Raw genomic sequence first — 26,998 nt, forward strand, 5'->3', positions numbered from 1 at the left:
GACGACCGATGACAACAAGCGTTGAGTGATGCAAACGAACGCAAACACAGAGGTTCTCGGGATGTCGCTAAGGGCGCTGCGCGGTGGGTTGGTGTGGGCGAGCATGGCGGCCCTCACGGCGGTGACCGCCGGCTGGGCCGCGGCCGGCGTCGACCTCGACGCCCGTCTCGACCTCGTCCTGGTCGACGTCGCCACGGTGGCGCTCGCGCTCTGTGCCGGCTGGGCGTGGGTGGTCACCACCGTCGTCCTGGCGCAGGTGCTCCGGGCCGGGGCGCGGCCGGGCCCGGCCCGACCGCTGCGGGGCGTCCCGGCGTGGGCGGCCCGCGCGGTCCTCGTCGCGTGCGGGCTCGCGGTGCTGACGGCGGCCCCCGGCCAGGCCTCCGACGGCGCCCACGCTCCGGCGCCGGCACCCGCGGCGCCGCCGTCCCTCGACGGGCTGCCGCTCCCCGACCGCCCCAGCGGACCCGCTCGCCCACCGGCCCCTCCTGCCGGACGGGCCGACCGGTCCGACCCGGCGCCCGCGGCCGGACGAGTCGTCGTCCGGCCGGGCGACAGCCTGTGGTCGATCGCGAGATCGCGGATCGCCCCCGCAGCAGCCGACGACGCCGCCGTCGCCCGCGCCACCGCCGCCCTGTACGCGGCCAACCGGGACGCCGTCGGACCCGACCCCGACCTGATCCATCCCGGCCTGCACCTCCGGGCGCCCGAGCGGCGTCCGGACCACTGAGAGGAGACCACCGTGGCGACGACCCGTCACCGCACCAGTCCGTTCCACGACAACGTGGTGCCCCTCCGGGTGCCGGCGCCCCTCACGGCGGTGCAGGGCACGCTGGCCCTGGACCTGCAGCCGCGGCTGGACCCGCCCGCCGTGCCCGGACCGGACCTGCGCCGACGCCGTGACGTCGACCGGTGGGCGCACCGCTTCGCCCAGGCCGCCGTCGAGATCGTCGGCGGCGACCGCCCGGCCAGCCAGCTGCTGCGGTGGACCAGCCGCGAGGTGCAGCAGGACCTCGAGCGTCGCGCGATGCTCGTGGCCCGCGCCGGCGGGCACACTCCTGGGGTCGCCCGGGTGCAACCGGTGCGGCCCCGGGTGCAGTCGGTGCACAGCTGCTTCACCGCGGTCGACGTGGCCGAGGTGGGCGTGCACGTGCGCTACGGCGAGCGCTCGCGCGCGGTCGCCGCGCGCTTCGAGCGGCGGGGCGACCGCTGGCTCTGCACCGCCCTGGAGTTCGCGTGACGACGCTGCCCGAGGCACGAGGGCAGCCTCGTCGGAGGTCGTCGAGCAAGCGGCACGACCGAGGAACGAGGTCGTGACCCGCGTGACGAGACGCTACGAGGTCGACGGCTACCCGACCTGGGGGGTCGGGTAGCCGTCGCCGCCAGGTGTCGTCGGCGCTCGCGGACGCTCGCTCGCTCGACCTCGAGGGCCGGCGTTGGCTGCCCGCGAACGTCGACGGCCACCGGACCCGGTGGGTCTGGTGGCCGTCGACGACGTACGGGTCAGCCGATGCGCGCGGTGATCCCGGTCGGACCGCCCGGGGCACCGTGGCACTGCTTGAACTTCTTGCCCGAGCCGCAGGGGCACTTGGCGTTGCGACCGATCCCGGCGTACGGGTCGTCCCCGGCGGTGACGAGGTCACCGGACTCGACGACCTCGCCGTCCTCGTCGGGCGCCGACAGCTTGAGGTTCGCCGGGAGGGCCTGCTTCTCGAGCCCCTTGGCCTTGACCAGCGGGGCCTGCTTGGTGAGCACCGGGGCCTCTGCGGGCTGGGCCTCCGACGGCAGCTCGCGGCGCAGCGGCTCCTCGACCTCGTCCTCGAAGACGACCTCGTCGTCGTCGGCGTCGTCGCCCTCCTCGACCTGGACCTCGAGGTTGTAGAGGAAGCCGACCGCCTCCTCCTTGATGCCGTCCATCATCGCGGCGAACATGTCGAAGCCCTCGCGCTGGTACTCCACGAGCGGGTCGCGCTGCGAGTAGGCGCGCAGGTAGATGCCCTCACGCAGGTAGTCCATCTCGTAGAGGTGCTCGCGCCACTTGCGGTCGAGGACCGACAGCAGGACCCGGCGCTCGAGCTCGCGCATGACCTCGGGGCCGACCTCCTCCTCGCGGGCGTTGTAGGCAGCCTGCGCGTCGACCTGGAGCTTGGCGATCAGCTCCTCCTTGTCGAGGTCGCTCTGGCTGCCGCCGGCCTCCGCGACCAGCGCCTCACGGTCGAGCGAGACCGGCCAGAACTGCCTGAGGTCGGTCCACAGCTGCTCGAGGTCCCACTCCTCGGCGAACTCCTCGAGGGAGCCGCGGACGGTGCCCTCGACGACGTCGTCGACGAAGCCGCGGATCTGCTCCTCGATGTCGGCGCCCTCGAGCACCTCGCGACGCTCGCTGTAGATGACCTTGCGCTGGCGGTCCATGACGTCGTCGTACTTGAGGACGTTCTTGCGGGACTCGAAGTTCTGCGACTCGACCTGGCCCTGGGCGTTGGCGATCGCGTTCGTGACCCGCTTGTTCTCGATCGGGACGTCGTCGGGGATCTTCAGCATCGTCAGGACGCGGTCGACCCACTCGGACTTGAACAGCCGCATCAGCTCGTCCTCGAGGGACAGGTAGAACCGGGACTCCCCCGGGTCGCCCTGACGCCCCGAGCGACCGCGCAGCTGGTTGTCGATGCGTCGCGACTCGTGCCGCTCGGTGCCGACGACGTACAGGCCGCCGAGCTCGCGGACCTCGTCGTGCTCGGTGCTGACCTGGGCCTTGATCTCGTCGAGCATCCCGGGCCAGGCGGCCTCGTACTCGTCGGCGGTCTCGCCGGTCGGCTCGAGGCCCCGCTTGCGCAGCTCGGCGTCGGCGAGGAACTCCACCGAGCCGCCGAGCATGATGTCGGTGCCGCGACCGGCCATGTTGGTGGCGACGGTGACGGCGCCCTTGTGACCGGCGAGGGCGACGATCTGCGCCTCGTCGGCGTGCACCTTCGCGTTGAGCACGCTGTGCGGGATGCCGAGGCCCTTGAGCTTGTTGGACAGGTGCTCGGACTTCTCGACCGAGACGGTGCCGACCAGGACCGGTTGGCCCTTCTCGTGCCGCTCGGCGATGTCGTCGACGACGGCGTCGTACTTGGCCTCCTCGGTGCGGTACACGAGGTCGGCCTGGTCCTGACGCACCATCGGGCGGTTCGTGGGGATCTGGACGACGCCGAGGCCGTAGATCTTGTCGAACTCCGAGGCCTCGGTCATGGCCGTGCCGGTCATGCCGGAGAGCGTCTCGTAGAGGCGGAAGTAGTTCTGGAGGGTGATCGTGGCGAGGGTCTGGTACTCCTCGCGGACGGTCACGCCCTCCTTGGCCTCGATGGCCTGGTGCAGGCCGTCGTTGTAGCGGCGACCGGCGAGCATGCGGCCGGTGTGCTCGTCGACGATGAGCACCTCGCCGTTCATGACGACGTACTCCTTGTCGTTGCGGAACAGCTCCTTGGCCTTGATCGCGTTGTTGAGGAACGAGATCAGCGGCGTGTTCACCGACTCGTAGAGGTTCTCGATGCCGAGGTGGTCCTCGACCTTGGTGATGCCGGGCTCGAGGACCGAGATGGTGCGCTTCTTCTCGTCGACCTCGTAGTCCTCGTCGATGGTGAGCTTCGCGACGATCTTGGAGAACTCGCCGTACCACTTCACCTCGTCCTGGGTCGGACCGCTGATGATCAGCGGGGTCCGGGCCTCGTCGATGAGGATCGAGTCGACCTCGTCGACGACGGCGAAGGCGTGGCCACGCTGGACGCACTCCTCGATCGAGCCCGCCATGTTGTCGCGCAGGTAGTCGAAGCCGAGCTCGTTGTTGGTGCCGTAGGTGATGTCGCAGTTGTAGGCCACGCGACGCTCGGCGGGGCGCATCGACGGCAGGATGACGCCGACGGTCAGGCCGAGGAAGTGGTGGATCCGGCCCATCTGCTCGGACTGGAACTTGGCCAGGTAGTCGTTGACGGTGACGACGTGGACGCCGTTGCCGGCCAGCGCGTTGAGGTACGACGGCAGGACGGCGACCAGGGTCTTGCCCTCACCGGTCTTCATCTCGGCGATGTTGCCGAGGTGCAGCGCCGCGCCACCCATGACCTGGACGTCGAAGGGCCGCATGCCGGTGACCCGGCGCGAGGCCTCCCGGACGGTGGCGAAGGCCTCGGGCATGATCTGGTCGAGCGTGGCGCCTCCGGCGAGCCGCTCCTTGAGCTCGCCGGTCATGCCCTGCAGCTCGGCGTCACTCATCTTCTTGAACTCGTCCTCGATGGCGTTGACCGCCTTGGCCACGGCCTCGAGCTGACGCAGGGTCTTGCCCTCGCCGATGCGGAGGAGCTTGTCGATGATCGCGGGCACGTCGGTGGACTCCTGGAGCTCGGGGGTGCGCGTGCGTCGGCACGGCCGTCGACCATCCTAACGATCGGGGCCAGCACCCCGTTCCGCGGTGCCGCGGTGCCGCGTCACAGGTGGGTGAGGAGCTCGGGAGCGAGGTCTCCCCCGCCGTCGAGGACGACGTCGCCGAGGCCCAGCCACCCGGCGATCCGGTGCAGCTCCGCGGCCAGCTCGGCGGCGGTGTCGTCGGGCGCGCCGTCCTCGGCGTGGGCGCCCTTGACCAGCAGCCGGCCGGTGGCGCGGTCGGCCTTGAGGTCGACCCGGCCGACGAGCTCGTCACGGAGCAGGAACGGCAGCACGTAGTAGCCGTAGACCCGCTTCTCGGCCGGGGTGTAGATCTCGATGCGGTAGTGGAAGTCGAAGAGCTGCTCGGTGCGCTCGCGCTCCCACACCACCGGGTCGAACGGGCTGAGCAGGGCCCGGGCGCCGATCGCCCGCGGACGACGGGCGTCCCGGTGGAGGTAGGCCGGACGCTTCCAGCCCTCGATCGTCACCGGCTCGAGCTCACCGGCCTCGACCATGACCGCCACGGCGCGCGCGGTGTCGTCGGTGCTCATCCGGTAGTAGTCGGCCAGGCAGCGCACCGTCGCGACGCCGTGGGACAGCGCGGCGCGGCGCACCAGCGCGAGGTGCTGCTCCGCGGTCGTCAGGTCGGGCGCGGCGAGGACGGCGTCGGGCAGCACCCGCTCGGGCAGGTCGTGGAGCACCTCGAACTGCTTGGTGCGCCCGGCGATCGCGACGACGCCGGCGGAGCACAGGTAGTCGAGCATCCGCCGGGTGCTCGACCAGTTCCAGCCCCAGTTGTCCTTGCTGCGCGGCAGCCCGTCGTCGAGGTCGCGCGCGGTGCACGCACCCCGCTCGGCGAGCTCGGCGAGCAGCCGGGCCTCCAGGGCGTCGTCCTCGGCGACGAAGGACCACTTGCCACGACGCTCGCGGTGGTGGTCGCGCCGGTGGGCCATCGCCGGCCACAGCTCGACGGGCATGAACGCCTGCACGTGCGCCCAGTACTCCACGAGGCGCCGCTCCCGGCGCCCGGACGACGCCCGCTCGAGCAGGGACCGGTCGTAGGGCCCCATCCGCGAGTACAGCGGCATGTAGTGCGCCCGCGCCAGCACGTTGACCGAGTCGACCTGCAGCACGCCGGTGCGGTCGAGGGTGCGCGCGAGGGTGCGCATCGTGGGCGGGTCGTGCGGCTTGTCGAGGAATCCCTGCGCCGCCAGCGCGATCCGCCGCGCCTGGGCCCGCGAGAGCGACTGCGGTCGTGGGGTCACGGCACCGTTCTACCGGACGCCGGGGACAGTCCCCCCGAGCACGGCCGCACGACCGAGCGCGAGCCCACCACCGGAGGTCGAGCGCCGTCGAAACCACCGGCCTCCAGCTACGGGAGCTCGAGGAGGTTCTCGCGGACGGCGTACATGACGGCCTCCATGCGGGAGTGGAGCTGGAGCTTCTCGAGCATGTTGCGCACGTGGTTCTTGACGGTGTTCTCGCTGATGAACAGCCGCGCCGCGATCTCCTTGTTGCTGTGGCCCTGGGCCACGAGCCGCAGGACGTCGAGCTCCCGCTCGGTCAGGCGCAGCGCCGGACCGGTCTCCCGCTCGGGGCGCGACATCTGCTTGAACTCGTCGATCAGCTTGATCGCCATCGACGGGCTGATCAGTGACTGGCCGTCGGCGACGACGCGGATCGCCTGGGCGACCTCCTCGATGGAGGAGTCCTTGAGCAGGTAGCCCGAGGCGCCGCTCTTGACGGCCTCGTAGAGGTCGGCCTCCTCGTCGGAGACGGTGAGCATGATGATCTTGGCGGTCGGGACCGACTCCTTGATCGCGCGGCACGCCTCGATGCCGGAGCGCTTCGGCATCCGCACGTCGAGCAGGACGACGTCGGGTGCGGCCGTCTCGGCGAGCTGCGTGCCCTCGACGCCGTCACCGGCCTCGCCGACGACCTCGAGGCCCGGCTCGACGGCCAGGAGCATCGTCAGCCCCCGGCGGAAGAGCTGTTGGTCGTCGACGACCAGCACCCGGATCGGCTCGCGATCGGCCGCTGCCCCTGTCCCCACGACGTCCGCCACCCCCGGATCATCGCACGGCGACGGTCAGGTCGTCAGCGCTTCCCGCCGCGCGTCGACGCCCCACCGGCGGACAGGTGTCGGGCGGCTGGGCGGACAGCAGGCGGACAGGAGAGGGACAGCAGACGGACAGCATGTGGACAGGGTCCGGCGGCCGGCGACCGGCCGGCCGCCGGACGGGCTCAGGACTCCAGGTCCAGCGAGATCACGCCGTAGTCGTAGCCGCGCCGGCGGTAGACGACGGCCGGTCGCTCGCTCTCCTTGTCGACGAAGAGGTAGAAGTCGTGGCCGACCAGCTCCATCTCGTACATGGCCTGGTCGAGCGTCATCGGGGTCGCGGGGTGGGTCTTCTCACGGACGACGAGGGGCCCGTCGCCGGTGACGTCGATCGGTCCGACCGAGCGGTCCTGGGTGTCGTCGGCGGCGCCGTCGTCGGCGGGGTCGGTGAGGTCGGGCACGACGTCGGCGAGGGCCTGCCCGACCGAGACCGGTGCCCGACGGCCGCGGTGCACGCGACGCCGGTCGGCGGCGCGGCGCATCTGCGAGGCCATCTTGTCCAGGGCCAGGTCGAGCGCACCCATCTGGTGGTCGGCGGCCGCCTCGGCGCGGACCACGGGGCCCTTGGAGAACGCGGTGAGCTCGACGTGGATGGACTTGTCGTGCTGGCGGGGGTTGGGCTCGCACTCCACCTCGACGTGGACCCGGATGATCCGGTGGTCGTGCTTCTCGAGCTTCTCGAGCTTCTCGGCGCAGTGCCCCCGAAATGCGTCGGTGATCTCGCAGTGTCGACCGGTGACGACAACATCCATGGTGAACCTCCCGCTAGCAGCTGGTTTCTCAGGGTGCGACAGCTGACGCTGTCGGTACAGCTGGAGTCCGTCCGGCCGACCTGGTCTTCGACCCCACAACCGCCTGCTGAGACGTTCGCAGCTTCTCTGCCACTACTGGCCTTCTCCCGACGCCCGCGCCGGCGGACCGGCGTGGGCTGACCGCATGTGACGGCCGGGACGGGGCAGGACTTACCTCTAAGCCGCACCGTGATCCTCGTGCCCCCGCCGGGGCGGGGGTGTGCACGGCGCCAGGGGCACCGGGCACCGAGTTACGTGGGCCGTTTCGCCTGCGACTGGCATCGGCTAGCCGTGCGGGGTGGACACCCCGGACGACGCAACCACGGACCCGGACGGACTCCATACACAGACGTTAGTGGGTGGCCACACCCGGTGGAACATCCGGTGGCTGTGAAGGCGCTGAGGACGGGGCGGCGCGCCGCGGCGTGGCGGCCACGCACGCGATCCCGGCGATGACCACCCCGACCGCCTCGAGGGCGCGCTGGGCCTCCCGCGCGGTGCTGCCGGTGGTGAGGACGTCGTCGCAGACGACCACGTGCGCCGGCGTGCCGCGCCGGGCCAGCGCGCGCAGCGGGCCGGGGCGGCAGGCCATGGACCCGGCGAGGTTGGCGCGCCGGTGCTCGAGGTCGAGGCCGGCCTGGTCGACGACGCCGACCCGCGAGCGCAGCAGCGGGACGACGTCCGCGCCGAGGTGCCGGGCGGCCCGGACGACGACGGCCCGGGTCGGGTCGTGCCCGCGGGCCCGGACGGCGCCCGCCCGCGACGGCACCGGGACCAGCACGACCGGGGCCGGGCCGAGCGTCCTGAGCCGGTCGCCGAGGAGGGCGGCCACCGCTTGCGCCAGGAGTCGTCCGAGCACCGGCGTGAGCGCGAGCAGGCGGCGCTCCTTGTGTCCTGCGACGACCTCGCGCACGACGTCCTCGTAGCGGGCGGCGGCGTACGCCGGCGCCAGGCCGGCCGGCGGGGGCGACGGCGCGCACGGCACCGCTCCGGCGGGCAGCCCCGCGAGGCACGCCGGGCACAGCACCCGGCCGGGTCGGCCGCACCCGACGCAGGTGCCGCCGAGCAGCAGGTCGAGGGTGGCGTCGCGCAGCCCGATCACCCGGTCATCGCACCAGCCCGGCCCGTCGGTCCGCCACCGGCGGGCGGGGACCTGTGGACGGGCCGGGGTGACCCGCGCGCCGCGCGCGGTTCAGCCGGCGTAGCCGATGCCGGTCGCGGGGTCGCCCACGAAGCCGTAGGTGCTGCGGTCGCTGAGGTCGATCAGCCCGCTCCGGGTGAGCCCGTAGATGGGCAGGCCCGTCACGGGGGTGCCCGCCAGCCCGAGCACCCGGTCGGTGAGGGGGCCCGCGAGCGGCTCGGAGCTGGCCGGCGACCCGTCGACGCTGACCACCCGGACGTCGTAGATGGCGCCCGGGTCGAGCGGGCTCAGCAGCGCGATCGTGGTCGGCGAGGTCCAGGCGATGTCACGGATCCGGATGCCGGAGCCCGACTCGACCGCGATCTGCTCGGTCCGGGCGACTCCGTCGAGGGCGCCGCGGTCGTCGACCTCGATCCGGCCGATCCGCAGCTCGTCGCCGGCCGGCTCGCGCACGACCGCGACGAACCGGGTGGCGTCGCGGGACACCAGGAACGACCGGACGTCGCGGTCGCTGACACCGGGCACGTCCAGGCGCCGGGCCCGGCCGTTGCTGACGACCCGGACGACGGCGCCGCGGCTCGTGCGGTCGACGGTCCAGATCCGTCCGGCGAAGTCCCAGGTCGGGCGCAGCAGGTCGGTGCCGCGCAGGGGACGACGCACCGGGACCGCCACACCCTCCTCGGGCTCGACGATCGGCGCGACGACCAGCAGGCTGCCCCCGGCGGTGACCCCGGCGGCGGCGTCGCCGGCGATGTCGACCGTGGCGCTCTCGATCGCGAGCTGGCCGGTGCCGAACGGGCCGACCACCGGGACCAGCTCGTTGCCGTCGCGCTCGGCCAGGGCCCCGTTGCGGATCCCGAAGAGCCCGTCGGTCGCCGGCGACCCGGCGGGGTCGAACCGGTCGGCGTCGCTGACGCGGTACTCCTCCTGACCACCGGGACCGGCCAGGACCAGGTCGTTGAGGGTCACCCGCACCGCGTCGATCGTCGGGTCCTGGCGCAGCGTCCAGGCGAGCTGGGCGAGCATCCGCTCGACCGACTCCCCCGTCTGGACGCCGGCCTCCCCGACGAGCGGCACCGTCGCGACGCCGTCGGCGGAGACCGGGACGGAGACCTCGACCCGTAGGCCGGGGGGCACGAAGGACCGCATCACCCGCCGCTGGTCGGGACCGGGACCGGCCAGCAGCCGCGCGATGATCGTCGAGGTCAGCTGCTCGCCCCGGGGCACGTAGATCGGCTCCGGCACCAGGATCCGGCCGCTCGGGTCGAAGTAGTACAGCGAGGCCACCTGGAAGCGCTGGGCGAACCACGAGTCGGGCACCACCAGCGCGTCCGGCGGGTCGAGGATCCGGTACTGGCCGTCCTCGATGGTCAGGTCGAGGGCCAGCTCCTGCTCCTCCGGGGGCAGCCGGCCGGCCCAGACGCCGTCGCGGCCGATCCGCTCGGCGTCGTTGAGGGTGAGGGTGAAGCGCAGGTTGTCCTCGCGCGGCAGCGGCTGCCCGACGTAGGTGATGGTCGCGGCGCCGGGGTCCCACTCCCCGGCGGCCGAGGTGGCGAGGTACTGCTGGACCACCTCGGTGTCGGTCGGCCAGGCGGTCATCGCCTTGAGGAAGCCAAGGACGATCTCGTCGGGGGTGGCGTCGGCGACGGGCGGGACGGCGTTCACCTCGTCGGGCTCGCGCTCGTTGACCTGGGACTCGGTGCCGGCCTCGACCACGGGACCCGAGTCGGGCAGGCCGGTGCACGCCGTCACGGGCAGGAGGCACACCAGCGCGAGCAGCACGGCCGGCCACCGCCTGGAGGGGCGCCGGGAGGGGCGCCGGGAGGGGCGCCGGGAGGGACGCCGGGAGGGACGCCGGGGGCTCATGCGGTCACCTCGTCGCGGTCGTCGGCGTCGTCGGGCTGCAGCGGGAGGGGGCTCCGGCGCAGGGCGTGGTCGCTGCGGCGGGGCAGGGTCAGGCGGAACTGGGCCCCGCGCCCCGGGCGGCCCCAGGCCTGGAGCCAGCCGCCGTGCAGGTGGGTGTCCTCGAGCGCGATCGAGAGGCCGAGCCCGGTGCCGCCGCTGGTGCGGGCCCGGGCCGGGTCGGCGCGCCAGAAGCGGTTGAACACCATCGCCGACTCCCCCGGCTCGAGCCCGACGCCGTAGTCGCGGACGGCGACGGCCGAGGCGTCGTCGTCGACGCCGAGCCGGATCACGATGCCGGGGTCGCGGCCGCCGACGGCGGCGTGGTCGATGGCGTTGGTGACCAGGTTGCGCACGATCCGCTCGACGCGCCGGGCGTCGGCCTCGGCGAGGCAGGCCCGGTCGGCGTCCTCGACGGCGATCCGGACCCCGCGCTGCTCGGCGAGGACCTTCGTCGAGTCGACGACGCGGCGCACCACGTCGCCGACGTTGACGTCCTCGAGGTCGAGCACGGCGGCGCCGGCGTCGAACCGGCTGATCTCGAGGAGGTCGGCGAGCAGCGTCTCGAAGCGGTCCAGCTCGGTCTGGAGGAGCTCGGCGGCGCGAGCCGTGCCCGGGTCGAAGCTCGAGCGCGCGTCGTGCAGGACGTCGCCGGCCATCCGCACGGTCGTCAGCGGCGTCCGCAGCTCGTGGGACACGTCGGAGACGAAGCGGCGCTGCACGCGGCTGAGCTCCTCGAGCTGCCGGATCTGGCGCTGCAGGTTGCTCGCCATCTGGTTGAACGACGTCGCGAGCCGCGCGAGGTCGTCCTCGCCGGTGACCCGCAGGCGCTCCTGGAGCCGGCCGGCGGCCAAGCGTTCGGCGACCTGACGCGCGAGCCGGACCGGCGTCACGACCTGGCGGGTGACCAGCCAGGTGATGCCGGCCACCAGGACCAGGAGCAGGACGGCGGCCGTCAGCAGGGCCTGGGTGACCAGGCCGAGCGTCTCCTGCTCCTCCGCGAGCGGGTAGACGACGTAGAGGGCGTAGGTGCGCCCGTCGGCGGGCAGCCGGAGCTGGGAGGCGACGACGATCCCGGGGACGGAGCCGTCCTCGGCCTCGTCGCTGATGACGTCGGTCTCGACGGTGCGGGCCGAGATGACCTCGGTGTAGGTCCACGCCGGCCCGGCGCCCACCGCCGACATCCGGTCGAGCAGCGCGGCCGGCAGGGTCGCGACGACGTCGAGGCCGGCGCTGTAGGTCGCGACCGCGTCACTGAGCGGGACGCCGGCGTCGACCGGGCCGGTGATGACGACCTGGTAGCCACGGGTGTCGGCGCGCCCGATGATCTCGCGGGCCAGGTCCTGGACCTGGCTGGCGGCGTCGGTGCCACCGGCCGGCGCGGCCTGCAGCCGACCCTGCGCGTCGCGGGTGGCCGAGGCCGACTCGGCGAGCACGGCGTCCACGCGGTTCTCGAGCAGTCCGTCGCGGGTCTGGCGCAGGAGGTACCACCCGACCGCACTGATCACCACCGCCGACAGGACGAGGGTGCTTGCGACCACCCGGGCCTGGATGGAGCGCCGCCAGAAGGTGGGCGCCCGGCGCAGACGCGACGGCACCCGCGGGGCCCACACGTCCTAGGCCTTGCCGGCCTTGTAGCCGACCCCGCGGACGGTCACCACGATCTCGGGGTGCTCGGGGTCGTGCTCGACCTTCGACCTCAGGCGCTGCACGTGCACGTTGACCAGGCGGGTGTCGGCGGCGTGCCGGTAGCCCCACACCTTCTCGAGCAGCATCTCGCGGGTGAAGACCTGCCACGGCTTGCGCGCCAGGCACAGGAGCAGGTCGAACTCGAGGGGCGTCAGCCCGATCGGCTCCCCCGCCCGGCTGACGGCGTGCCCCGCGACGTCGATCTCGAGGTCACCGATCGCCAGCGCGTCGGTCTGCTCCGGACCGGCGGTCTCCTTGCGGCGCACCCGCGCCCGGATCCGCGCGACGAGCTCCTTCGGCTTGAACGGCTTGACGACGTAGTCGTCGGCACCGGACTCGAGTCCCACCACGATGTCGACGGTGTCGCCCTTGGCGGTGAGCATCACGATAGGGACGCCGGACTCGGCGCGGATCTCCTTGCACACGTCGATGCCGTCGCGGCCGGGCAGCATCAGGTCGAGCAGCACGACGTCGGGCCGGTAGTCGCGGAAGGCCTCCATGGCCCGGTCGCCCCGGCTGACGGTGCGCGAGTCGAAGCCCTCCTGCCGCAGCACGATCGACAACATCTCGGCCAGGGCCGCGTCGTCGTCGACGACCAGCACGCGACCGTTGGTCGCGAGGTCGTTCGACGGCTCTGTCATGGACCCCATTGTGTCACCGGGCCGCTGAGCGCCAGGAACGTGCACCCCGGTGGTCGAGCGAGCGGGGCCGGAGCCGGCGACCCGAGCACCACCGGAGGTCGAGCAAGCAGGCACGAGCGGGCGCCGACGAGACCCCGGAACCGGAAAGCCGAACGCCACCACGGGTTCCGTGGTGGCGTTCGGCTTCAGGCTGACGAGGTGCTGCTGGGCGCGGCCTCGCGAGCTCGGCCGCACTCGGTCAGTACCGGTACGCCTCGGCCTTGTAAGGACCCTCGACGGCCACGCCGAGGTAGGAGGCCTGGTCGGTGCTGAGCGTGGTCAGCTTCACGCCGAGCGCGTCGAGGTGGAGGCGGGCGACCTCCTCGTCGAGGTGCTTCGGGAGCACGTAGACGCCGACCGGGTACTCCTCGGGCTTGGTAAAGATCTCGATCTGCGCGAGGACCTGGTTGGTGAACGAGTTCGACATGACGAACGACGGGTGGCCGGTGGCGTTGCCGAGGTTCATCAGGCGGCCCTCGGACAGCACGATGATCGCGTTGCCCGCGGGGAAGGTCCAGACGTCGACCTGCGGCTTGACGTTCTTGCGGACGGCGACGCCGTCGGCCTCGAGGCCGGCCATGTCGATCTCGTTGTCGAAGTGGCCGATGTTGCCGAGGATCGCGTTGTGGCGCATCCGCGACATCTGCTCGACGGTCACGACGTCCTTGTTGCCGGTCGCGGTGATGATGATGTCGGCGATGGCCAGGACGTTGTCGAGGGTGTCGACCTGGTAGCCGTCCATGGCGGCCTGCAGCGCGCAGATCGGGTCGATCTCGGTCACGATGACGCGCGCACCCTGGCCGCGCAGCGACTCCGCGCAGCCCTTGCCGACGTCGCCGTAGCCGCAGACCACGGCGACCTTGCCGCCGATGAGGACGTCGGTGGCGCGGTTGATGCCGTCGATGAGCGAGTGGCGGCAGCCGTACTTGTTGTCGAACTTCGACTTGGTGACCGAGTCGTTGACGTTGATGGCGGGGAAGAGCAGCGAGCCCTCCTTCATCATGTCGTAGAGACGCAGCACGCCGGTGGTGGTCTCCTCGGTGACGCCCTTGATCTCGGCGGCGATCGGGGTCCAGCGCGTCGGGTTCTCGGCGAGCGAGGCGTTGAGGACGTCGAAGATGACCTTCTGCTCGTGGCTCTTGGCCGAGGCCGGGTCGGGCGCGACGCCGGTCTTCTCCATGTCGAGGCCGAGGTGCACGAGCAGGGTCGCGTCACCGCCGTCGTCGAGGATCATGTTGGCGAAGGTGTCGCCGGGCCAGTCGAGGATCTGCTGGGTGCACCACCAGTACTCCTCCAGCGTCTCGCCCTTCCAGGCGAAGACCGGGACGCCGGCGGGGGCGTCGACGGTGCCGTTCGGGCCGACCGCGACGGCGGCCGCGGCGTGGTCCTGGGTCGAGAAGATGTTGCACGAGGCCCAGCGGACCTCGGCACCGAGCGCGGTGAGCGTCTCGATGAGGACGGCGGTCTGGATCGTCATGTGCAGCGAGCCTGCGATCCGCGCGCCGGCCAGCGGCTTGGAGTCGCCGTAGCGCTCGCGCATCGCCATCAAGCCGGGCATCTCGTGCTCGGCGAGCTGGATCTCGGTGCGGCCGTAGTCGGCCAGGGAGAGGTCGGCGACCTTGAAGTCCACGGGTGCTCCTGTGTGCTGTTCGATGCGGATGAAGCGCGTGGTACAAGGCTAGGACTGCGCATCGCCGTACGAAGAATCGTTGGAGCACCACACCCCTGTGATACCGGGGTGGGCGGCCGGGGCCGGGCTCAGTGAGCGGCGCCGTGCTTCTTGCCGAACGGCAGCACGTGCATGACGGCGACGACGATCGCGCCGACGACCAGGCCGACGACCGCGGAGGCCGCGGTGTTGGTGAGCCAGCCGAGGACGCCGCCGAGGGCGCCGACCGCGTCGTGGACGGCCACCTCGAGGTGGTGGACCGCGTCGTAGGGCGGGTCGACACCGAGCTCGTGCAGCTGGGCCAGCAGGATGTGCCCGCCGACCCAGAGCATCGCGGCGATGCCGACGACGGAGATCGTGGCGAGCAGCCGGGGCATCGCCTTGACGAGGCCGAGCCCGATGCGCTGGGCGGCGGCCGAGGGGCGCTGCGCGAGGCTCAGCCCGACGTCGTCCATCTTCACGATCGCCGCGACCACGCCGTAGACGAGGATCGTGATGCCGACGGCCACGACGGCCAGGATGACCGCGCGCGCCACGAACGCCTCGGCGGCGACCTCGTTGAGGGCGATCACCATGATCTCGGCGGAGAGGATGAAGTCGGTGCGCACCGCACCGGCGATCATCGTCTTCTCCTGCTCGGGGCTGATCTCGGCCGCGGGCGCGTCGTCGGCGGCGGCGCCGTGGCCGCTCACCCGCTCCCAGATCTTCTCCGCACCCTCGTAGGCCAGGAACGTGCCGCCGCAGATGAGGATGACGGGCAGCACCCAGTCGGGCGCGAACTCGCTGAGCAGCAGCGCCGCGGGGAGGATGAAGAGCAGCTTGTTGCGCAGCGAGCCGATCGCGATCTTCTTGATGATCGGCAACTCGCGCTTCGCGGCGACGCCCTGGACGTACTGCGGCGTGACGGCGGTGTCGTCGACGACGACGCCCGCTGCCTTGGCGCTGGCGCGGGCCGCCGCGGCGCCGACGTCGTCGACCGACGCGGCCGCCAGCTTGGCGAGCACGGCGATGTCGTCGAGGAGTCCGAACAGCCCAGCGCTCATGCGGCAGAGGCTATACGAGCACGCGGTGACGCCCGCGTGCCGTCCGCCCGCTGCCGGGTCCCCGGCCGGCGCCGCCGTCGCGCCCGGCCCGGTTCAGTCCTCGACGATGCCCAGCCGCAGGTACTCCGCGGCGTAGGTGCCGGTGAGCAGCAGCGAGGCGTACCGGGCGACCTCGCTGGGGGCCTCGCTGGTGACCGTCTCGACCCGGACGCCCCGCCCGTCGGCCGCGGCGCCGAGGCGGCCGCGGTGCTCGCGGACGACGGGGTCGTCGGCGCCGTCGTCGAGGACGACGAGCACGGGACGCAGGTCCCCGCCGGACCCCGGCTCGCTCGCGAAGGGGTCGACGAAGACGTCGCGGGGCCGGGTCGCCTCGAGGACCGGCAGCAGGTGCTCGGCGTCGCCGGCCAGGGCCGTCCGCCCGCTCGAGCGGCGGATGGACTCGGCGACGCGGCGGGCGGCCCGCGCCGCGAGGACCGACCCGCCCCACACCAGCGGGTTGGCGTCGGCGAGCGAGATCGCGAGCATCTTCGCCGGGTTGATCGAGATGTCGCGGTGCGGCGAGCAGGAGATCGCGACGTCGTCGAGGGCCTGGGCGACGCCGTCGGGGGCGGCGTCCGGGCCGAGGCCGACGCGGTGCAGGTAGGTGAGCATGACCACGGCCGTGGCCAGCTGGTCGTCGGCGACGGTCGGGAGCAGGGTGCTCCAGCGCCCGTCGGCGTGCTCGGCGACCATGGACGCTGGCGGGCAGGCCACCACGACCTGGCAGCCGCGGCGCACGGCCTCGGCGACCGCGGACGCCGTCCCGGTGTCGGAGCCGTTCGGGGCCAGCACGACGACCAGGTCGAGGCTCCCCGCCCAGCCCGGCAGACCCTGCCCGGGCCACGCGACGAACGGCACCGGGCACCAGGGCTCGAGCACGGCGCGCAGCAGCCGCGAGTCGGGGCCGGCGGCGATCACCGCGCGCGGGCGGGCGTCCTGGGCGCGCTCGACCGCGATCGCGGTCGCGGCAGCGGCGTTCTCGGCCTCGCGGCGCACCCGCGCGCCGGACTCGGCCAGGGTGCGCAGCCGCAGGTCGGAGGCGCCCAGGGCCATCTCGTCGTCGAGGCGGGACTCGTCGAACCAGGTCATCGCGTCGTCCTCCCGGTCAGGCCGGGCGGCGGGCTTCGTCGACGAGCAGCACCGGGATGTCGTCGCGCACCGGGTAGGCGAGACCACAGGCCTGGCACACCAGCTCGGTGGCGCCGTCCGCCGTCACGACGGCCAGGTCGCCGCGGCAGTCGGGGCACACGATGATCTCGAGCAGCGCGGGGTCGATCCCGCCCGTCCCGCCCGTGCTGCTGCCAGTGGTGTCGGTCATCGATTTCCTCCGCGGATCAGGGCGAGCGCCTCGTCGCGCGTCGCCGTCATGGTTCGGTGGTCGGCGCCCTCGACGTTGAGCCGCAGCAGCGGCTCGGTGTTGGACATCCGCAGGTTGAGCTGCCAGTCGGCGTGGCTGATGGTGAGCCCGTCGAGGTGGTCGGTGGTGGCGCCGGGCCGGCCGGCGAAGGCGCCCTCGACCGCGGCGACGGCGGCGGCCGGGTCGGCGACGGTCGAGTTGATCTCGCCCGACAGCGGGTAGCGGTCGTAGCGTGCCATCAGCGCCGACAGCGGCCGGTCGCCGCCGGCCAGCGCCGCGAGGGCGTGCAGCGCGGCGAGCATGCCGGAGTCGGCGCGCCAGAAGTCGCGGAAGTAGAAGTGACCGCTGTGCTCGCCGCCGAAGACGGCGTCGGTCTCGGCCATCGTGGCCTTGATGTAGGAGTGGCCGACCCGCGTGCGCACCGGGCGACCGCCCAGCTCGGTGACGATCTCGGGCACGGCGCGGCTGGTGATGAGGTTGTGGATGACCACCGAGCCCGGGTGCCGGGCGAGCTCGCGCTCGGCGATCAGCGCGGTCAGCGCCGACGGCGACACGGCGGCGCCGCGCTCGTCGACGAGGAAGCACCGGTCGGCGTCGCCGTCGAAGGCCAGGCCGATGTCGGCGCCGACCTCCAGGACCGTGCGCTGCAGGTCGACGAGGGTGCTCGGGTCGATCGGGTTGGCCTCGTGGTGCGGGAAGGTGCCGTCGAGCTCGAAGTAGAGCGGCACGAGCTCGACCTGCGTGCCGAGACGGGCGAAGACGGCGGGCGCGGTGTGACCGGCCATCCCGTTGCCGGCGTCCACGACGACCTTGAGCGGCCGCCCGGTGACCGGGGAGAGCGAGATCAGGTGGGCCGCGTAGGCCTCCAGGACGTCGTGCTCGGTGATCGAGCCACCGCCCGAGCCGCTCGGCGCGTGCCCGGCGGCGACGAGGTCGCGGATCGCGGTGAGCCCGGTGTCGGTGCCGACCGGCTGCGCCCCGGCCCGGCAGAGCTTGATGCCGTTGTACTGCGCCGGGTTGTGGCTGGCGGTGAACATCGCGCCCGGCAGCCCAAGGAGCCCGGAGGCGAAGTAGAGCTGGTCGGTGGAGGCCAGCCCGATCAGGGTCACGTCGGCGCCGGCCCGGTTGGCGCCGTCGGCGAAGGCACCGGCGAGACCGGGCGAGCTGGGCCGCATGTCGTACCCGACGACGACCTCGCGCGCCCCGACGACCTCCACGAACGCCGCACCGGTGGCCGCGGCGAGCTCCTCGTCGACCTGGTCGGGGACGGTGCCCCGCACGTCGTAGGCCTTGAAGACGGCGTGGACCGTACCGGGGTCGAGTGCCATGCGCAGAGCCTAGTGGGGCCGGGTGGGCCGCCGGTCAGTCGGTCAGTCGGTGGTGAGGACCCGCAGGTGGCCGCGGCGGCTGGTCTCGCGACCACCCTCCTCGGCGGGGCGGGTGCGCTCCACGGGCGCCGGCCGGCCCGCCTCGCGGACCGCGTCGGCGAGCGCGAGCAAATCGTCGGAGCTGGGTCCGGTGTCGCGGACGTCGGAGGCCAGGCGGAGCACCTCCCACCCCCGGGGGGCGGAGAGCCGCTCGCTGTGCACGGCGCACAGGTCGTAGGCGTGCGGCTCGGCGAAGGTCGCCAGCGGGCCGAGGACGGCGGTCTGGTCGGCGTAGACGTAGGTGAGGGTCTGCACGGCGGGGCGACCGCAGGGGGTGCGCGAACAGCGCCGGAGACTCACGGAGGAGACGGTACCCGTGCCGACCGCGGTTGCCGCCTAGGCTCGCGGGGTGGCACAGCACGCAGGTCCCGGGGGCACCGGTCGACGACGCAGCCGGACCAGGGACCGGCGCGACCGCGGCATGCGCGGGCCGGCGGTCCTCCCCCGTGACCCCCGCACGCCCGAGCTCCGGACCCGTCGCGACCGGTTCGACGACCTGGTGCTCGCCGTCGTCGCCGACATCGAGGACCGCTGGCAGGAGCACCTCGGCCTGGTGGAGTACGCCGTCGAGGACGCCCCCCAGGTGCCCGACGACTGGGAGTCGGGCACCGTGCCGCTCTCCTCGCTGGTGCGCGGCACCGGCACCCGACCGACCCGGCTGGTGGTCTTCCGGCGCCCGATCGAGCACCGCAGCTCCTCCCGCGGCGAGCTCGAGGCACTGGTGCACCGCGTCGTCGTCGAGCAGGTCGCCGAGCTGCTCGGCATCGACCCGGAGCAGGTCGACCCGCGCTTCGACGACACCGACGACTGAGCCGGCGGGGCGGGCGGGCGGTTCGGCGGTCGGGCAGGGTCCGGGCGCGCGGTCCGGGGGGTCAGGGCAGGCCGGGGGCGACATCGGGCACCAGACCGGTGGTGACCGGAGCCCGGACGGGGACCAGCGTCGCGCCGTCGTCGTTGGTGACCAGCACGACCGAGGTGGCCGCGACGCCGGCGACCGTCACCAGGCGGGCCTCGGCGGGCAGGTCGACGACGTTCGCCCGGTCGCTGGCGACCTCGACCCGCTGCTCGGGCAGGGTCGCGCCGTCGGCGTCCCACAGCGTGACGGTGACCGCGCCCGGGCCGGCCGCGCCGCCCAGCACCAGGCTCTTGCTGCCGGCCGGCAGGACGGCGGTGCCGGGACCGTCGGGCCGCGCGACGGGCGAGGAGCGCACCAGGTCGCCGCGGTAGAACATCTGCAGGCTGGCGGTCGTCGGGACGGTGGACTCGACGAGCACCCCCAGTGCTCGCTCCGCACCGGTGCCGACCTCGGCGAGCACGCGGGTCAGCCGCACCGGCACGACCGACCGCGGCGGGAGCACGACGTCCTCGAGCCCGGCCGGGGTGAAGGCGGAGTCGGCGGTGACCACCTTGACGGTGGCGCGCTCCTGGGTCGGGCCCGGGTTCGTGACGAACAGGATCCGCGGCCCGCTGCCCCCGGGGACGCCGAGCAGGAGGTTCTCGGTGGCGGGCGCGTCCTGCGAGCCGAGCCCGTCGTCCCCGGCCCGGCTGCCGCCGATGCCGCGCACGGCGTCACGGACGCTCGCCGCGATCCGGCCCCGCACGACGCTCACGTGGAGGGTGAGCTCGTCGCGCCGCGGCAGGGTGGCGGCGAGGCCGATGGTGCGGGACTCCCCGCCCTGCACGGCGACCCCGCGCAGGCCCGGGGCGTCCACGACGCCCTCGCTGCCCAGCACCTCGACGTCGACGACGGCGCGGCCCTCGTCGGGGTTGACCAGCTGCAGGACCGACTGGTGCCGGGCGCCGGCGCCGACCCCGGTGAACCAGTGGTCGAAGACCGGGGCTCGGCAGTCGAAGCTGGCCAGCGGTCGCGAGAAGCTCGCGGCGACCAGCCCGGGCGCCAGGTCGCCGTCGCCGACGACGACGGCGGCGCGCTCACCGGTGTCGACCTCGGTGGACCGGCCCGGTGCGACGGCGACGTCGAGGTCGTCCCCGCGGCCGCTGCGTACGGTCAGGTCGCCACGGGCGCCCGACGTCGAGGCGACCTGGATGCCGCTGCCGCCGGCGGGACACACGACGCTGGCCGTGGACAGCGCGGTCTCCTCCGGTGCGACGTCGGGACGCGGCTCGGAGCCGGTGTCGACGAGCAGGGCGGCCAGCACGGCGAGCACCGGCAGCACGACGGCGGCGAGGGTGGTCACGTCGAAGCGGGCGCGGGCGGCGCGTCCGCCGGTGGCCGCCCGGCGTCCGGTCGTGGGGGTCGGGTCGCTCACGCGGGGCCTCCGGCGCGCCGTCCGGCGCGGGAGCGCGGCGCAGGAGCCGCTTGACGGGGTGGGGTGGTCATGGTCGTCTCCTCTGTCGCAGCGTCGGGGCCGCGAGCACCAGCACCAGCACCACGCCGAGACCCTGGACGACGAGGAGGACGGCCCGCACCACGCCCCGCGCCGCGGTGCCGTCGCCGGCGACGGCGTCCGGGTCGAGCGGCCGGTCGACCTCCCAGGCGCGGGTGCCGGCGTCGGAGCCGGCCTGGACCAGGCCGGACGTCGCGTCGAGGGCCGCGGCCACCGTGCCGTCGACCGGCGAGGTGAGCAGCACGTACTCGATGCCGAGCCCGCCCAGCCGGTCGACGACGTCGCCGGTGGGGCGGGACAGGAAGTCGCGGACGGTGGCCGCGTCGGCGGCGTCGGTGTCGCTGAGGGCGAGCACCTCGTCCTCGCCGAGGGTCACCCCGTCGCCGCGGCGCACGGTGTAGGTCAGGCCGGTCGCGACGCTGCCGCTGACGACCAGGACGCCGTGCTCGGGGCCGGTGGTCGAGCGCTGCACCATGTAGGCCGGGACGACGGAGGAGTCGGCGGAGGTGAGGTCGTCGTCGCCGGTGAGCCACCAGGCGATCCCCGTGAGGGGGACGACGACCGCGGCCGCGGCCGCGACCATCCCGATCGCGCGCAGCGGGCCGGCCAGGCCGGCCCGGGTGGCCCCCTGGGCGCCCAGCACGACCGCGACCACGAGGGCCGCCTGCGCCGCCAGCAGCGGCCCGCCGAGGCCGGCGGGGGTGTCGGTCGCGGCCAGGGCGACGGTCACGGTGCCGAGGACGGCGCCGACCGCGGCGGAGACCAGCGCGACCAGCCAGCACAGGGTGACCGGGATGCGCGTCGCGCGGGGCAGCAGCGCGAGCACCGCGAGCACCACCAGCGCCAGGCCCGCCCAGGCGGGGGCGGCGAGGTCGCCGAGCCGGCCGGCGAGCAGGTCGAGCGGCGCGACGCCGTCGGAGGGCGGGCGCCCGGTGTCGAGCACGAGCGCGGCGCCCGAGCCGGTGGTCAGCGCCGGGACCCACCACGGGGCGAGGAGGACCACCGGGACGACGACGGCGGTGAGCGGGGGGAGCCACACGTCGCGGGCGGTGACCAGCCCGCGCGCGAGCAGCAGGCCGGTGCCGAGGACGACGAGGACCAGGACCGCCGCGACCAGCCAGGTCGTGGGCGCGAACGCGGTGGTGAGGGTGAGCAGCATCCCCACCCGCCAGCCGGCGCGCCGGCGGCGGTCCGGCTCCGGCTCGGCGAACCCGAGCGCCGCGTGGGCCAGCCACGGCAGCAGGGCGCCGGCGACCACGAGCCCGAGACGCCCGTGTCCCCAGGCGCCGGCGGCGACCGGGGCGACGGCGTACGCCGTGGCGCCGCCGACCAGGATCCAGCGCGGCGCGCCGCGCGGGCTCACCAGGCGTCCGGCGACCCGCAGGAAGCGCCACGCACCCCACAGCGCGAACGGCGCGGAGCCGAGCAGCAGCAGGCTGACCGCCCCGATCGGGCCGAGGACGGTGCCGAGGAGGGCGAGCGGGAGGACGTACGGCGGCGCCGGGACGTCGGTCCCGAACCCGAGCTCGTGCCAGGAGGCGAGGTGCAGCGACCACCACGCACCGGCGCCGTCGGGGGCCGGGGCGAGGGCGCCGCCGCTGACCTGGCCCAGCGCGGTGCGGGCCGCCACCAGCATCACGGCCACCACGAGCGTCATCGTGAGGGCGACCGGGTTGGTGAAGAACCGGGCGATCGCGCCGGAGTCGGCGAGCTCGTCGTCCTCGTCACGCTCGCGCTCGGCGCGGAGCCGGGTCGCCGCCTGGGACGACGGGTCGAGCTCGGCGGCCGCGACCCGGCGGCGCTCGGCGACGTCGGAGGCCTGCTGGGTGACGGCGGAGACGACGTCGCCGACGAAGTCGAGGCCGTGGCGGTACGGCAGCCACGGGGGCGGGAGCAACCGCTCGACGCGCTCCCGGTCGGGGCCACCCGCGGCAGCGCGCTCGCGCCGCTCGCGCCGCCCGGCGCGCACCTGGCCCGGCCGGAGGACGACGGCGACCAGCGCGGCGAGGTCGTCGAGGGCCTCGCCGACCGAGCGGACCAGGAGGAACCCGACCATCCGGACCAGCGTGCCGAGCGTGAGGCGCAGCACCCGCCACGGCAGCGCGGCGGCGCTGCTGTTGACGAGCAGCGTGTAGAGCGCGGCGCGCCGCTCCTGGTAGTGGGTGTGGCGGCCGGTCAGCGCGGTGCGGCGCAGCCCCCGGTGGGCGGCCTCGGCGTGGAAGACGACGGCGTCCGGGACGACCAGGGTGGCGTGGCCGGCGGCCGCGGCGCGCCAGCCGAGGTCGAGGTCGTTGCCGAACATGGGCAGTCGCGGGTCGAAGCCGCCCAGCGCCTCCAGCACGCGTCGACGCACGAGCATCCCGGCACTGTTGACGGCGAGGACCTCGCGCTCCTCGTCGTGCTGGCCCTGGTCGTACTCGCCGCGCTCGAGGCCGGTCTCGCGGCGTCCGGTGCCCGACAGGGTGACGCCGAGCTCGAGCAGGCGCCGCAGCGACGGCCACTCGCGCAGCTTGGGGCCGAGGACGTCGACGTCGCGACGCCGGGCGGCGGCCGCGAGCAGCGCGGCCAGCGCGCCGGGCGCGGGGCGGGAGTCGTCGTGCAGCAGCCAGACCCACTCGGTGTCCGGCGCCTGGGCGGCGACCCGCTCCAGCCCGATCCGGACGGCGTCCGGGTACGACGCCGACGACGTCGCCTCGACCAGGTCGTAGCCCTCGGGCAGCAGGTCGCGGCTGCCGTCGGTGCTGCCGGTGTCGACCGCGACGACGCCGGACAGGGCGGCGCCCTGCTCCGCGATCCCGTCGACGACCCCGGGCAGCCAGCGGGCGCCGTCGTGCGTCACCAGCAGGGCGACGACGCGGCCCGGCGGTGCGGACGGGACAGACGGGGCGGACACGATCTGCGAGCCTAGGCCAACCGTCCACGGGCCCCGAAGTCCTCACCGGCCGGGTCCCGTCGTCGACGCGACGCCGTCGGAGAAGTCCTCGGAGAAGTCGTCGGAAAAGCAGAGGCGCCCCGGCCGTCGTCGACCGGGGCGTCCCTCTGGATGGTGCTGCGTCAGACCACGCGCTTCTTGAGCTTGCGCCGCTCCCGCTCGGAGAGCCCGCCCCAGATCCCGAACCGCTCGTCGTTCATCAGCGCCGACTCGAGGCAGTCGTTGCGCACCTCGCACGTGAGGCACACCTTCTTGGCCTCACGCGTCGACCCACCCTTCTCCGGGAAGAACGCCTCGGGATCGGTCTGAGCGCACAGCGCGCGCTCCTGCCATCCCGCGTCGTCCGTGTCCGGAGCCAGGAGAAAGAGCTCCCTCATGGTTCCACCTCTCGACCCGCTTCTTCACACTTCGACCCGTGCGATGTCGACACCTGGCGATCGGGTGCCACGCCGTGCCGGGTGGCCCGTCAAGCTGGTGGGAGATCCCGGAACAACAATGTTGGAATTACATGCCTGTCGTGCAGGGAAGTCAAGCGGATCTCTGGTATCGCCGGCGATGCCGGGGTCCGGTCTGGTCCGGACCCGTGGGTCCGCCGCGGCGGCGGGGGGCGGCAGAGTAGGGGCCATGAAGAACATCACGGTGCTCTCCGGCGGCATGGGCGGCGCCCGGTTCCTGCAGGGGCTGCGGCACGCCGTGGCGCACGGCACCCTGCCGGGCGTCGCCGCGGACGCCGAGATCACCGTCGTCGCCAACACCGCCGACGACCTCTGGATGCACGGCCTCAAGATCTGTCCCGACCTCGACACCGTCATGTACACCCTCGGCGACGGCATCGATCTGGAGCGCGGCTGGGGCCGCCGCGACGAGTCGTGGAGCGTCAAGGACGAGCTGGCGGCGTACGGCGTCGAGCCGACCTGGTTCGGCCTCGGCGACCGCGACATCGCCACCCACCTGGTGCGCACCCAGATGCTGGACGCCGGGTACCCGCTCTCGGCGGTCACCGGCGCCCTCTGCAACCGCTGGCGTCCCGGGGTCCGCCTGCTGCCGATGACCGACGACCGGGTGGAGACCCACGTCGCGATCGCCGACCCGAGCGCCCCGAGCGGCCGCCGGGTCGTGCACTTCCAGGAGTACTGGGTGCGGCTGCGCGCCGCGGTGCCCGCCGAGGCGGTCGTCGTGGTCGGGCTCGAGGAGAGCACGCCGGCGCCCGGCGTCCTCGACGCGATCACCGGCGCCGACCTGGTGTTCCTGCCGCCGTCGAACCCGGTCGTCTCGGTCGGCACGATCCTCGGCGTGCCCGGCGTCCGTGACGCCCTGCGCGCGACCGAGGCCCCCGTGGTCGGCCTCTCCCCCATCGTCGGCGGCACCCACGTGCGCGGGATGGCCCACCAGATGCTCACCTCCATCGGGGTCGAGGTCACCGCCGGCGCCGTCGGGCTGCACTACGGCTCCCGCGCCGGCGCGGGAGCAGGCGGCGTGCTCGACGGCTGGCTCGTCGACGAGCAGGACGCCGACCAGGTCGACGCGGTCCGGGCGGCCGGGCTGGCCTGCGCCGCCGTCCCGCTGATGATGACCGACCTCGACGCCACCGCGGCGATGGCCGCGGCCGCCGTCGAGCTGGTCCGGTGACCGGGGCCGGCACCGGGGGCAGCCTCACCGCGTTCGCCCCCGACGGCGTCCCCGAGGTCCGTCCCGGCGACGACCTCGCCGCGCTCCTCCTCGCCGCCCTCGGCACCGACCGGACCGACGGGCTCCCGGGCAGGCTCCCCGGTGGGCTCGTCGACGGAGACGTGGTCGTGGTGACGAGCAAGGCGGTCAGCAAGGCCGAGGGCCGGGTCGTCGACGGGTCGCGCGAGGAGCACCTCGCCGCCGAGACCGCCCGCGTCGTCGCCCGCCGCGGGCCGACCACGATCGCCCGCACGCACCACGGCCTCACCCTGGCCGCCGCCGGCATCGACGGCTCCAACGTCGAGCGCGGCCGCGCCGTGCTGCTCCCCCTCGACCCCGACGCGTCCGCCCGGCGGCTCCGCGCCGCGCTACGCGCGCGCACCGGCCGCACCCTCGGTGTCGTCGTCACCGACACCGCCGGACGGGCCTGGCGCGAGGGCCAGACCGACATCGCGGTCGGTGCGGCCGGCGTCCTGGTGGCCGAGGACTTCGCCGGCCGCGTCGACGGGCACGGCAACGAGCTCGCGGTGACCGCACCCGCGGTGGCCGACGAGATCGCCGGGCTCGCCGAGCTGGCCCAGGGCAAGCTCGGCGGCCGGCCCTTCGCCGTCGTCCGCGGGCGGGCAGACCTGGTCCTCCCCGACGGCGACGACGGCCCCGGCGCGGTCGCCCTGGTGCGGGCCGAGGACGCCGACATGTTCGGTCTCGGCGCCCGCGAGGCGGTGGTCCGGGCGCTGCGCGGCGACCCGGCCGACCGGACGCCGTTCGGCCGCCCGGCCCCGGCCGTGGAGCTCGCCGGTGCGCTCCTCGAGGCGCTCGACGTGGCTGCCGTCCGCGTCGACGACGACACCCTGGTGGTCCCGGCCGCGGCCGCTCCCCTGGCCGCAGTGGTGGCGTTCGCGTTCGGCTGGCACCTGGCTCCCGACGGTGGTCCCGACGGGGGTCCTGACGCCCGAGACGGTGCCGCTCGACAGATCCTCAAGGGCACTCCGTAGACTCTGCGCGACTCCCGACCCGTTGAATGAGGTAAGCCGACCCGTGGCCAAGTCGTCCAAGTCCCAGAAGACCGAGCGCCAGAAGCTGATCGAGGAGACCCTGAAGAAGCAGCGGACCGCCGAGAAGAAGCGCGGAAACGCGATCGTGCTGGTCGCGGTCGCGATCGCGGTCGTCATCATCGGGGTCGCGACGTACCCGATGGCCCGCGGCGCCTTCGAGGAGTCCAAGTACGAGGACGACGCCCTCAGCGAGATCGGCGCTGCCGCCTCGACCTGCCAGGACGTCGTCGAGAAGGCCGGCAGCGACGTCGGCAGCCACGTCGACGAGCCGCAGCAGGTCACCTACGACGCCGCCCCGCCGGCGTACGGCGCGCACTGGAACGCCATCGGCGCCCCTGCGCCGTTCGAGGACAAGTTCTACGACGCCGACGACCGGCCCGAGCTCGAGCAGCTCGTGCACAACCTCGAGCACGGCTACACGATCCTCTGGTACGACGAGACGATCGCCGACGACGCCACCCAGCTGGGCCAGATCCGGGCGATCGCCAACAAGTTCAAGGAGAGCGGCGACGCGAAGAACTACCGCAACAAGTTCATCGCGGCTCCGTGGCTCGACTCCGACGAGGACGGCGCGAGGTTCCCCGACGGCCAGCACGTCGCCTTCACGCACTGGAAGGGCACCACGGAGGAGTCCACCGGCGTGTGGCAGTACTGCGGCGACGTCAGCGGCGCGGCGCTCGAGACCTTCATGGACACCTACCCCTACACCGACGCCCCCGAGGCCACGATCATCTGAGCTGGGC

Annotated in this window: 23 protein-coding genes; 6 read left to right on the forward strand and 17 right to left on the reverse strand. The window is 73.7% G+C overall.

The window, feature by feature from the left end:
- Positions 1 to 61 precede the first annotated feature (61 nt).
- Positions 62 to 727 carry a LysM peptidoglycan-binding domain-containing protein gene (locus E4623_RS00430; protein WP_134764561.1) on the forward strand — a complete coding sequence of 222 codons (666 nt, stop codon included), beginning with the start codon at positions 62 to 64 and terminating at the stop codon, positions 725 to 727.
- A gap of 12 nt (positions 728 to 739) precedes the next feature.
- Positions 740 to 1,237: an Rv3235 family protein gene (locus tag E4623_RS00435; protein ID WP_134764562.1), complete on the forward strand. Its 498-nt coding sequence runs from the start codon at positions 740 to 742 to the stop codon at positions 1,235 to 1,237.
- A 263-nt stretch (positions 1,238 to 1,500) separates the two neighbouring features.
- Here the strand turns inward: E4623_RS00435 and secA are convergent, their stop codons facing one another.
- The 14 genes from secA to E4623_RS00505 all read right to left on the reverse strand — a co-directional run bounded on the left by secA (position 1,501) and on the right by E4623_RS00505 (position 18,552).
- Complete coding sequence (gene secA, locus E4623_RS00440) at positions 1,501 to 4,353, reverse strand: preprotein translocase subunit SecA (RefSeq protein ID WP_134764563.1); 2,853 nt, start codon at positions 4,351 to 4,353, stop codon at positions 1,501 to 1,503.
- A gap of 104 nt (positions 4,354 to 4,457) precedes the next feature.
- Positions 4,458 to 5,660, reverse strand: coding sequence for a crosslink repair DNA glycosylase YcaQ family protein (locus E4623_RS00445; RefSeq protein WP_245154758.1), 1,203 nt, complete (start codon positions 5,658 to 5,660; stop codon positions 4,458 to 4,460).
- 107 nt (positions 5,661 to 5,767) lie between these two features.
- The gene (locus E4623_RS00450) at positions 5,768 to 6,460 is read right to left on the reverse strand and encodes a response regulator transcription factor (RefSeq protein ID WP_167736406.1); all 693 of its coding nucleotides are present in this window, start codon (positions 6,458 to 6,460) and stop codon (positions 5,768 to 5,770) included.
- A 179-nt stretch (positions 6,461 to 6,639) separates the two neighbouring features.
- Positions 6,640 to 7,266: a ribosome-associated translation inhibitor RaiA gene (gene raiA / locus E4623_RS00455; protein ID WP_134764564.1), complete on the reverse strand. Its 627-nt coding sequence runs from the start codon at positions 7,264 to 7,266 to the stop codon at positions 6,640 to 6,642.
- 391 nt (positions 7,267 to 7,657) lie between these two features.
- Positions 7,658 to 8,407 carry a phosphoribosyltransferase family protein gene (locus E4623_RS00460; RefSeq protein ID WP_134764565.1) on the reverse strand — a complete coding sequence of 250 codons (750 nt, stop codon included), beginning with the start codon at positions 8,405 to 8,407 and terminating at the stop codon, positions 7,658 to 7,660.
- A 90-nt stretch (positions 8,408 to 8,497) separates the two neighbouring features.
- The gene (locus tag E4623_RS00465) at positions 8,498 to 10,228 is read right to left on the reverse strand and encodes an LpqB family beta-propeller domain-containing protein (protein ID WP_167736407.1); all 1,731 of its coding nucleotides are present in this window, start codon (positions 10,226 to 10,228) and stop codon (positions 8,498 to 8,500) included.
- Positions 10,229 to 10,308: 80 nt separating this feature from the next.
- Complete coding sequence (mtrB, locus tag E4623_RS00470) at positions 10,309 to 11,961, reverse strand: MtrAB system histidine kinase MtrB (protein ID WP_134764567.1); 1,653 nt, start codon at positions 11,959 to 11,961, stop codon at positions 10,309 to 10,311.
- 3 nt (positions 11,962 to 11,964) lie between these two features.
- The gene (mtrA, locus tag E4623_RS00475) at positions 11,965 to 12,678 is read right to left on the reverse strand and encodes an MtrAB system response regulator MtrA (RefSeq protein ID WP_134764568.1); all 714 of its coding nucleotides are present in this window, start codon (positions 12,676 to 12,678) and stop codon (positions 11,965 to 11,967) included.
- 238 nt (positions 12,679 to 12,916) lie between these two features.
- On the reverse strand, positions 12,917 to 14,347 hold the full coding sequence (gene ahcY, locus E4623_RS00480; RefSeq protein ID WP_134764569.1) for an adenosylhomocysteinase: 1,431 nt from the start codon (positions 14,345 to 14,347) through the stop codon (positions 12,917 to 12,919).
- Between the two features lie 128 nt (positions 14,348 to 14,475).
- Positions 14,476 to 15,429, reverse strand: coding sequence for a DUF808 domain-containing protein (locus tag E4623_RS00485; protein WP_134764570.1), 954 nt, complete (start codon positions 15,427 to 15,429; stop codon positions 14,476 to 14,478).
- 93 nt (positions 15,430 to 15,522) lie between these two features.
- Complete coding sequence (locus E4623_RS00490) at positions 15,523 to 16,557, reverse strand: SIS domain-containing protein (RefSeq protein WP_134764571.1); 1,035 nt, start codon at positions 16,555 to 16,557, stop codon at positions 15,523 to 15,525.
- 16 nt (positions 16,558 to 16,573) lie between these two features.
- On the reverse strand, positions 16,574 to 16,744 hold the full coding sequence (locus E4623_RS00495) for a Trm112 family protein (protein WP_209020492.1): 171 nt from the start codon (positions 16,742 to 16,744) through the stop codon (positions 16,574 to 16,576).
- 38 nt (positions 16,745 to 16,782) lie between these two features.
- A complete protein-coding gene (locus tag E4623_RS00500) occupies positions 16,783 to 18,153 on the reverse strand; it encodes a phosphomannomutase/phosphoglucomutase (protein WP_134764573.1) in 1,371 nt (456 codons plus the stop codon).
- A 42-nt stretch (positions 18,154 to 18,195) separates the two neighbouring features.
- Entirely contained in the window at positions 18,196 to 18,552 is a 357-nt protein-coding gene (locus tag E4623_RS00505; protein WP_134764574.1) for a DUF3499 domain-containing protein, read from the reverse strand.
- 49 nt (positions 18,553 to 18,601) lie between these two features.
- Here E4623_RS00505 and E4623_RS00510 point away from each other — a divergent pair, with 49 nt between their 5' ends.
- A complete protein-coding gene (locus E4623_RS00510) occupies positions 18,602 to 19,063 on the forward strand; it encodes a metallopeptidase family protein (protein WP_245154759.1) in 462 nt (153 codons plus the stop codon).
- Between the two features lie 61 nt (positions 19,064 to 19,124).
- On the opposite strand, the gene E4623_RS00515 is transcribed toward E4623_RS00510, so the two are convergent.
- The 3 genes from E4623_RS00515 to E4623_RS00525 form a co-directional block, all read right to left on the reverse strand.
- Positions 19,125 to 20,522, reverse strand: coding sequence for a DUF5719 family protein (locus E4623_RS00515; protein ID WP_134764575.1), 1,398 nt, complete (start codon positions 20,520 to 20,522; stop codon positions 19,125 to 19,127).
- 67 nt (positions 20,523 to 20,589) lie between these two features.
- Positions 20,590 to 23,493, reverse strand: coding sequence for a glycosyltransferase (locus E4623_RS00520; RefSeq protein WP_134764576.1), 2,904 nt, complete (start codon positions 23,491 to 23,493; stop codon positions 20,590 to 20,592).
- 161 nt (positions 23,494 to 23,654) lie between these two features.
- Positions 23,655 to 23,909, reverse strand: a complete 255-nt coding sequence (locus tag E4623_RS00525) for a WhiB family transcriptional regulator (protein WP_134764577.1) — start codon at positions 23,907 to 23,909, stop codon at positions 23,655 to 23,657.
- A gap of 247 nt (positions 23,910 to 24,156) precedes the next feature.
- On the opposite strand from E4623_RS00525, the gene cofD reads away from it, so the two are divergent.
- Genes cofD through E4623_RS00540 form a run of 3 tightly spaced genes read left to right on the forward strand, consistent with a single transcriptional unit; the run spans position 24,157 to position 26,991 of the window.
- Positions 24,157 to 25,161 carry a 2-phospho-L-lactate transferase gene (gene cofD, locus E4623_RS00530; protein ID WP_134764578.1) on the forward strand — a complete coding sequence of 335 codons (1,005 nt, stop codon included), beginning with the start codon at positions 24,157 to 24,159 and terminating at the stop codon, positions 25,159 to 25,161.
- Complete coding sequence (gene cofE, locus E4623_RS00535) at positions 25,158 to 26,195, forward strand: coenzyme F420-0:L-glutamate ligase (RefSeq protein WP_134764579.1); 1,038 nt, start codon at positions 25,158 to 25,160, stop codon at positions 26,193 to 26,195. Before cofD ends, cofE begins: the two co-directional genes overlap by 4 nt.
- A gap of 43 nt (positions 26,196 to 26,238) precedes the next feature.
- Entirely contained in the window at positions 26,239 to 26,991 is a 753-nt protein-coding gene (locus tag E4623_RS00540) for a DUF3105 domain-containing protein (protein ID WP_134764580.1), read from the forward strand.
- Positions 26,992 to 26,998: the final 7 nt, after the last annotated feature.

Origin of the sequence: Nocardioides sp. 1609 (genome assembly GCF_004522105.1) — a bacterium.
In the GTDB taxonomy this organism is placed as follows: domain Bacteria; phylum Actinomycetota; class Actinomycetes; order Propionibacteriales; family Nocardioidaceae; genus Nocardioides.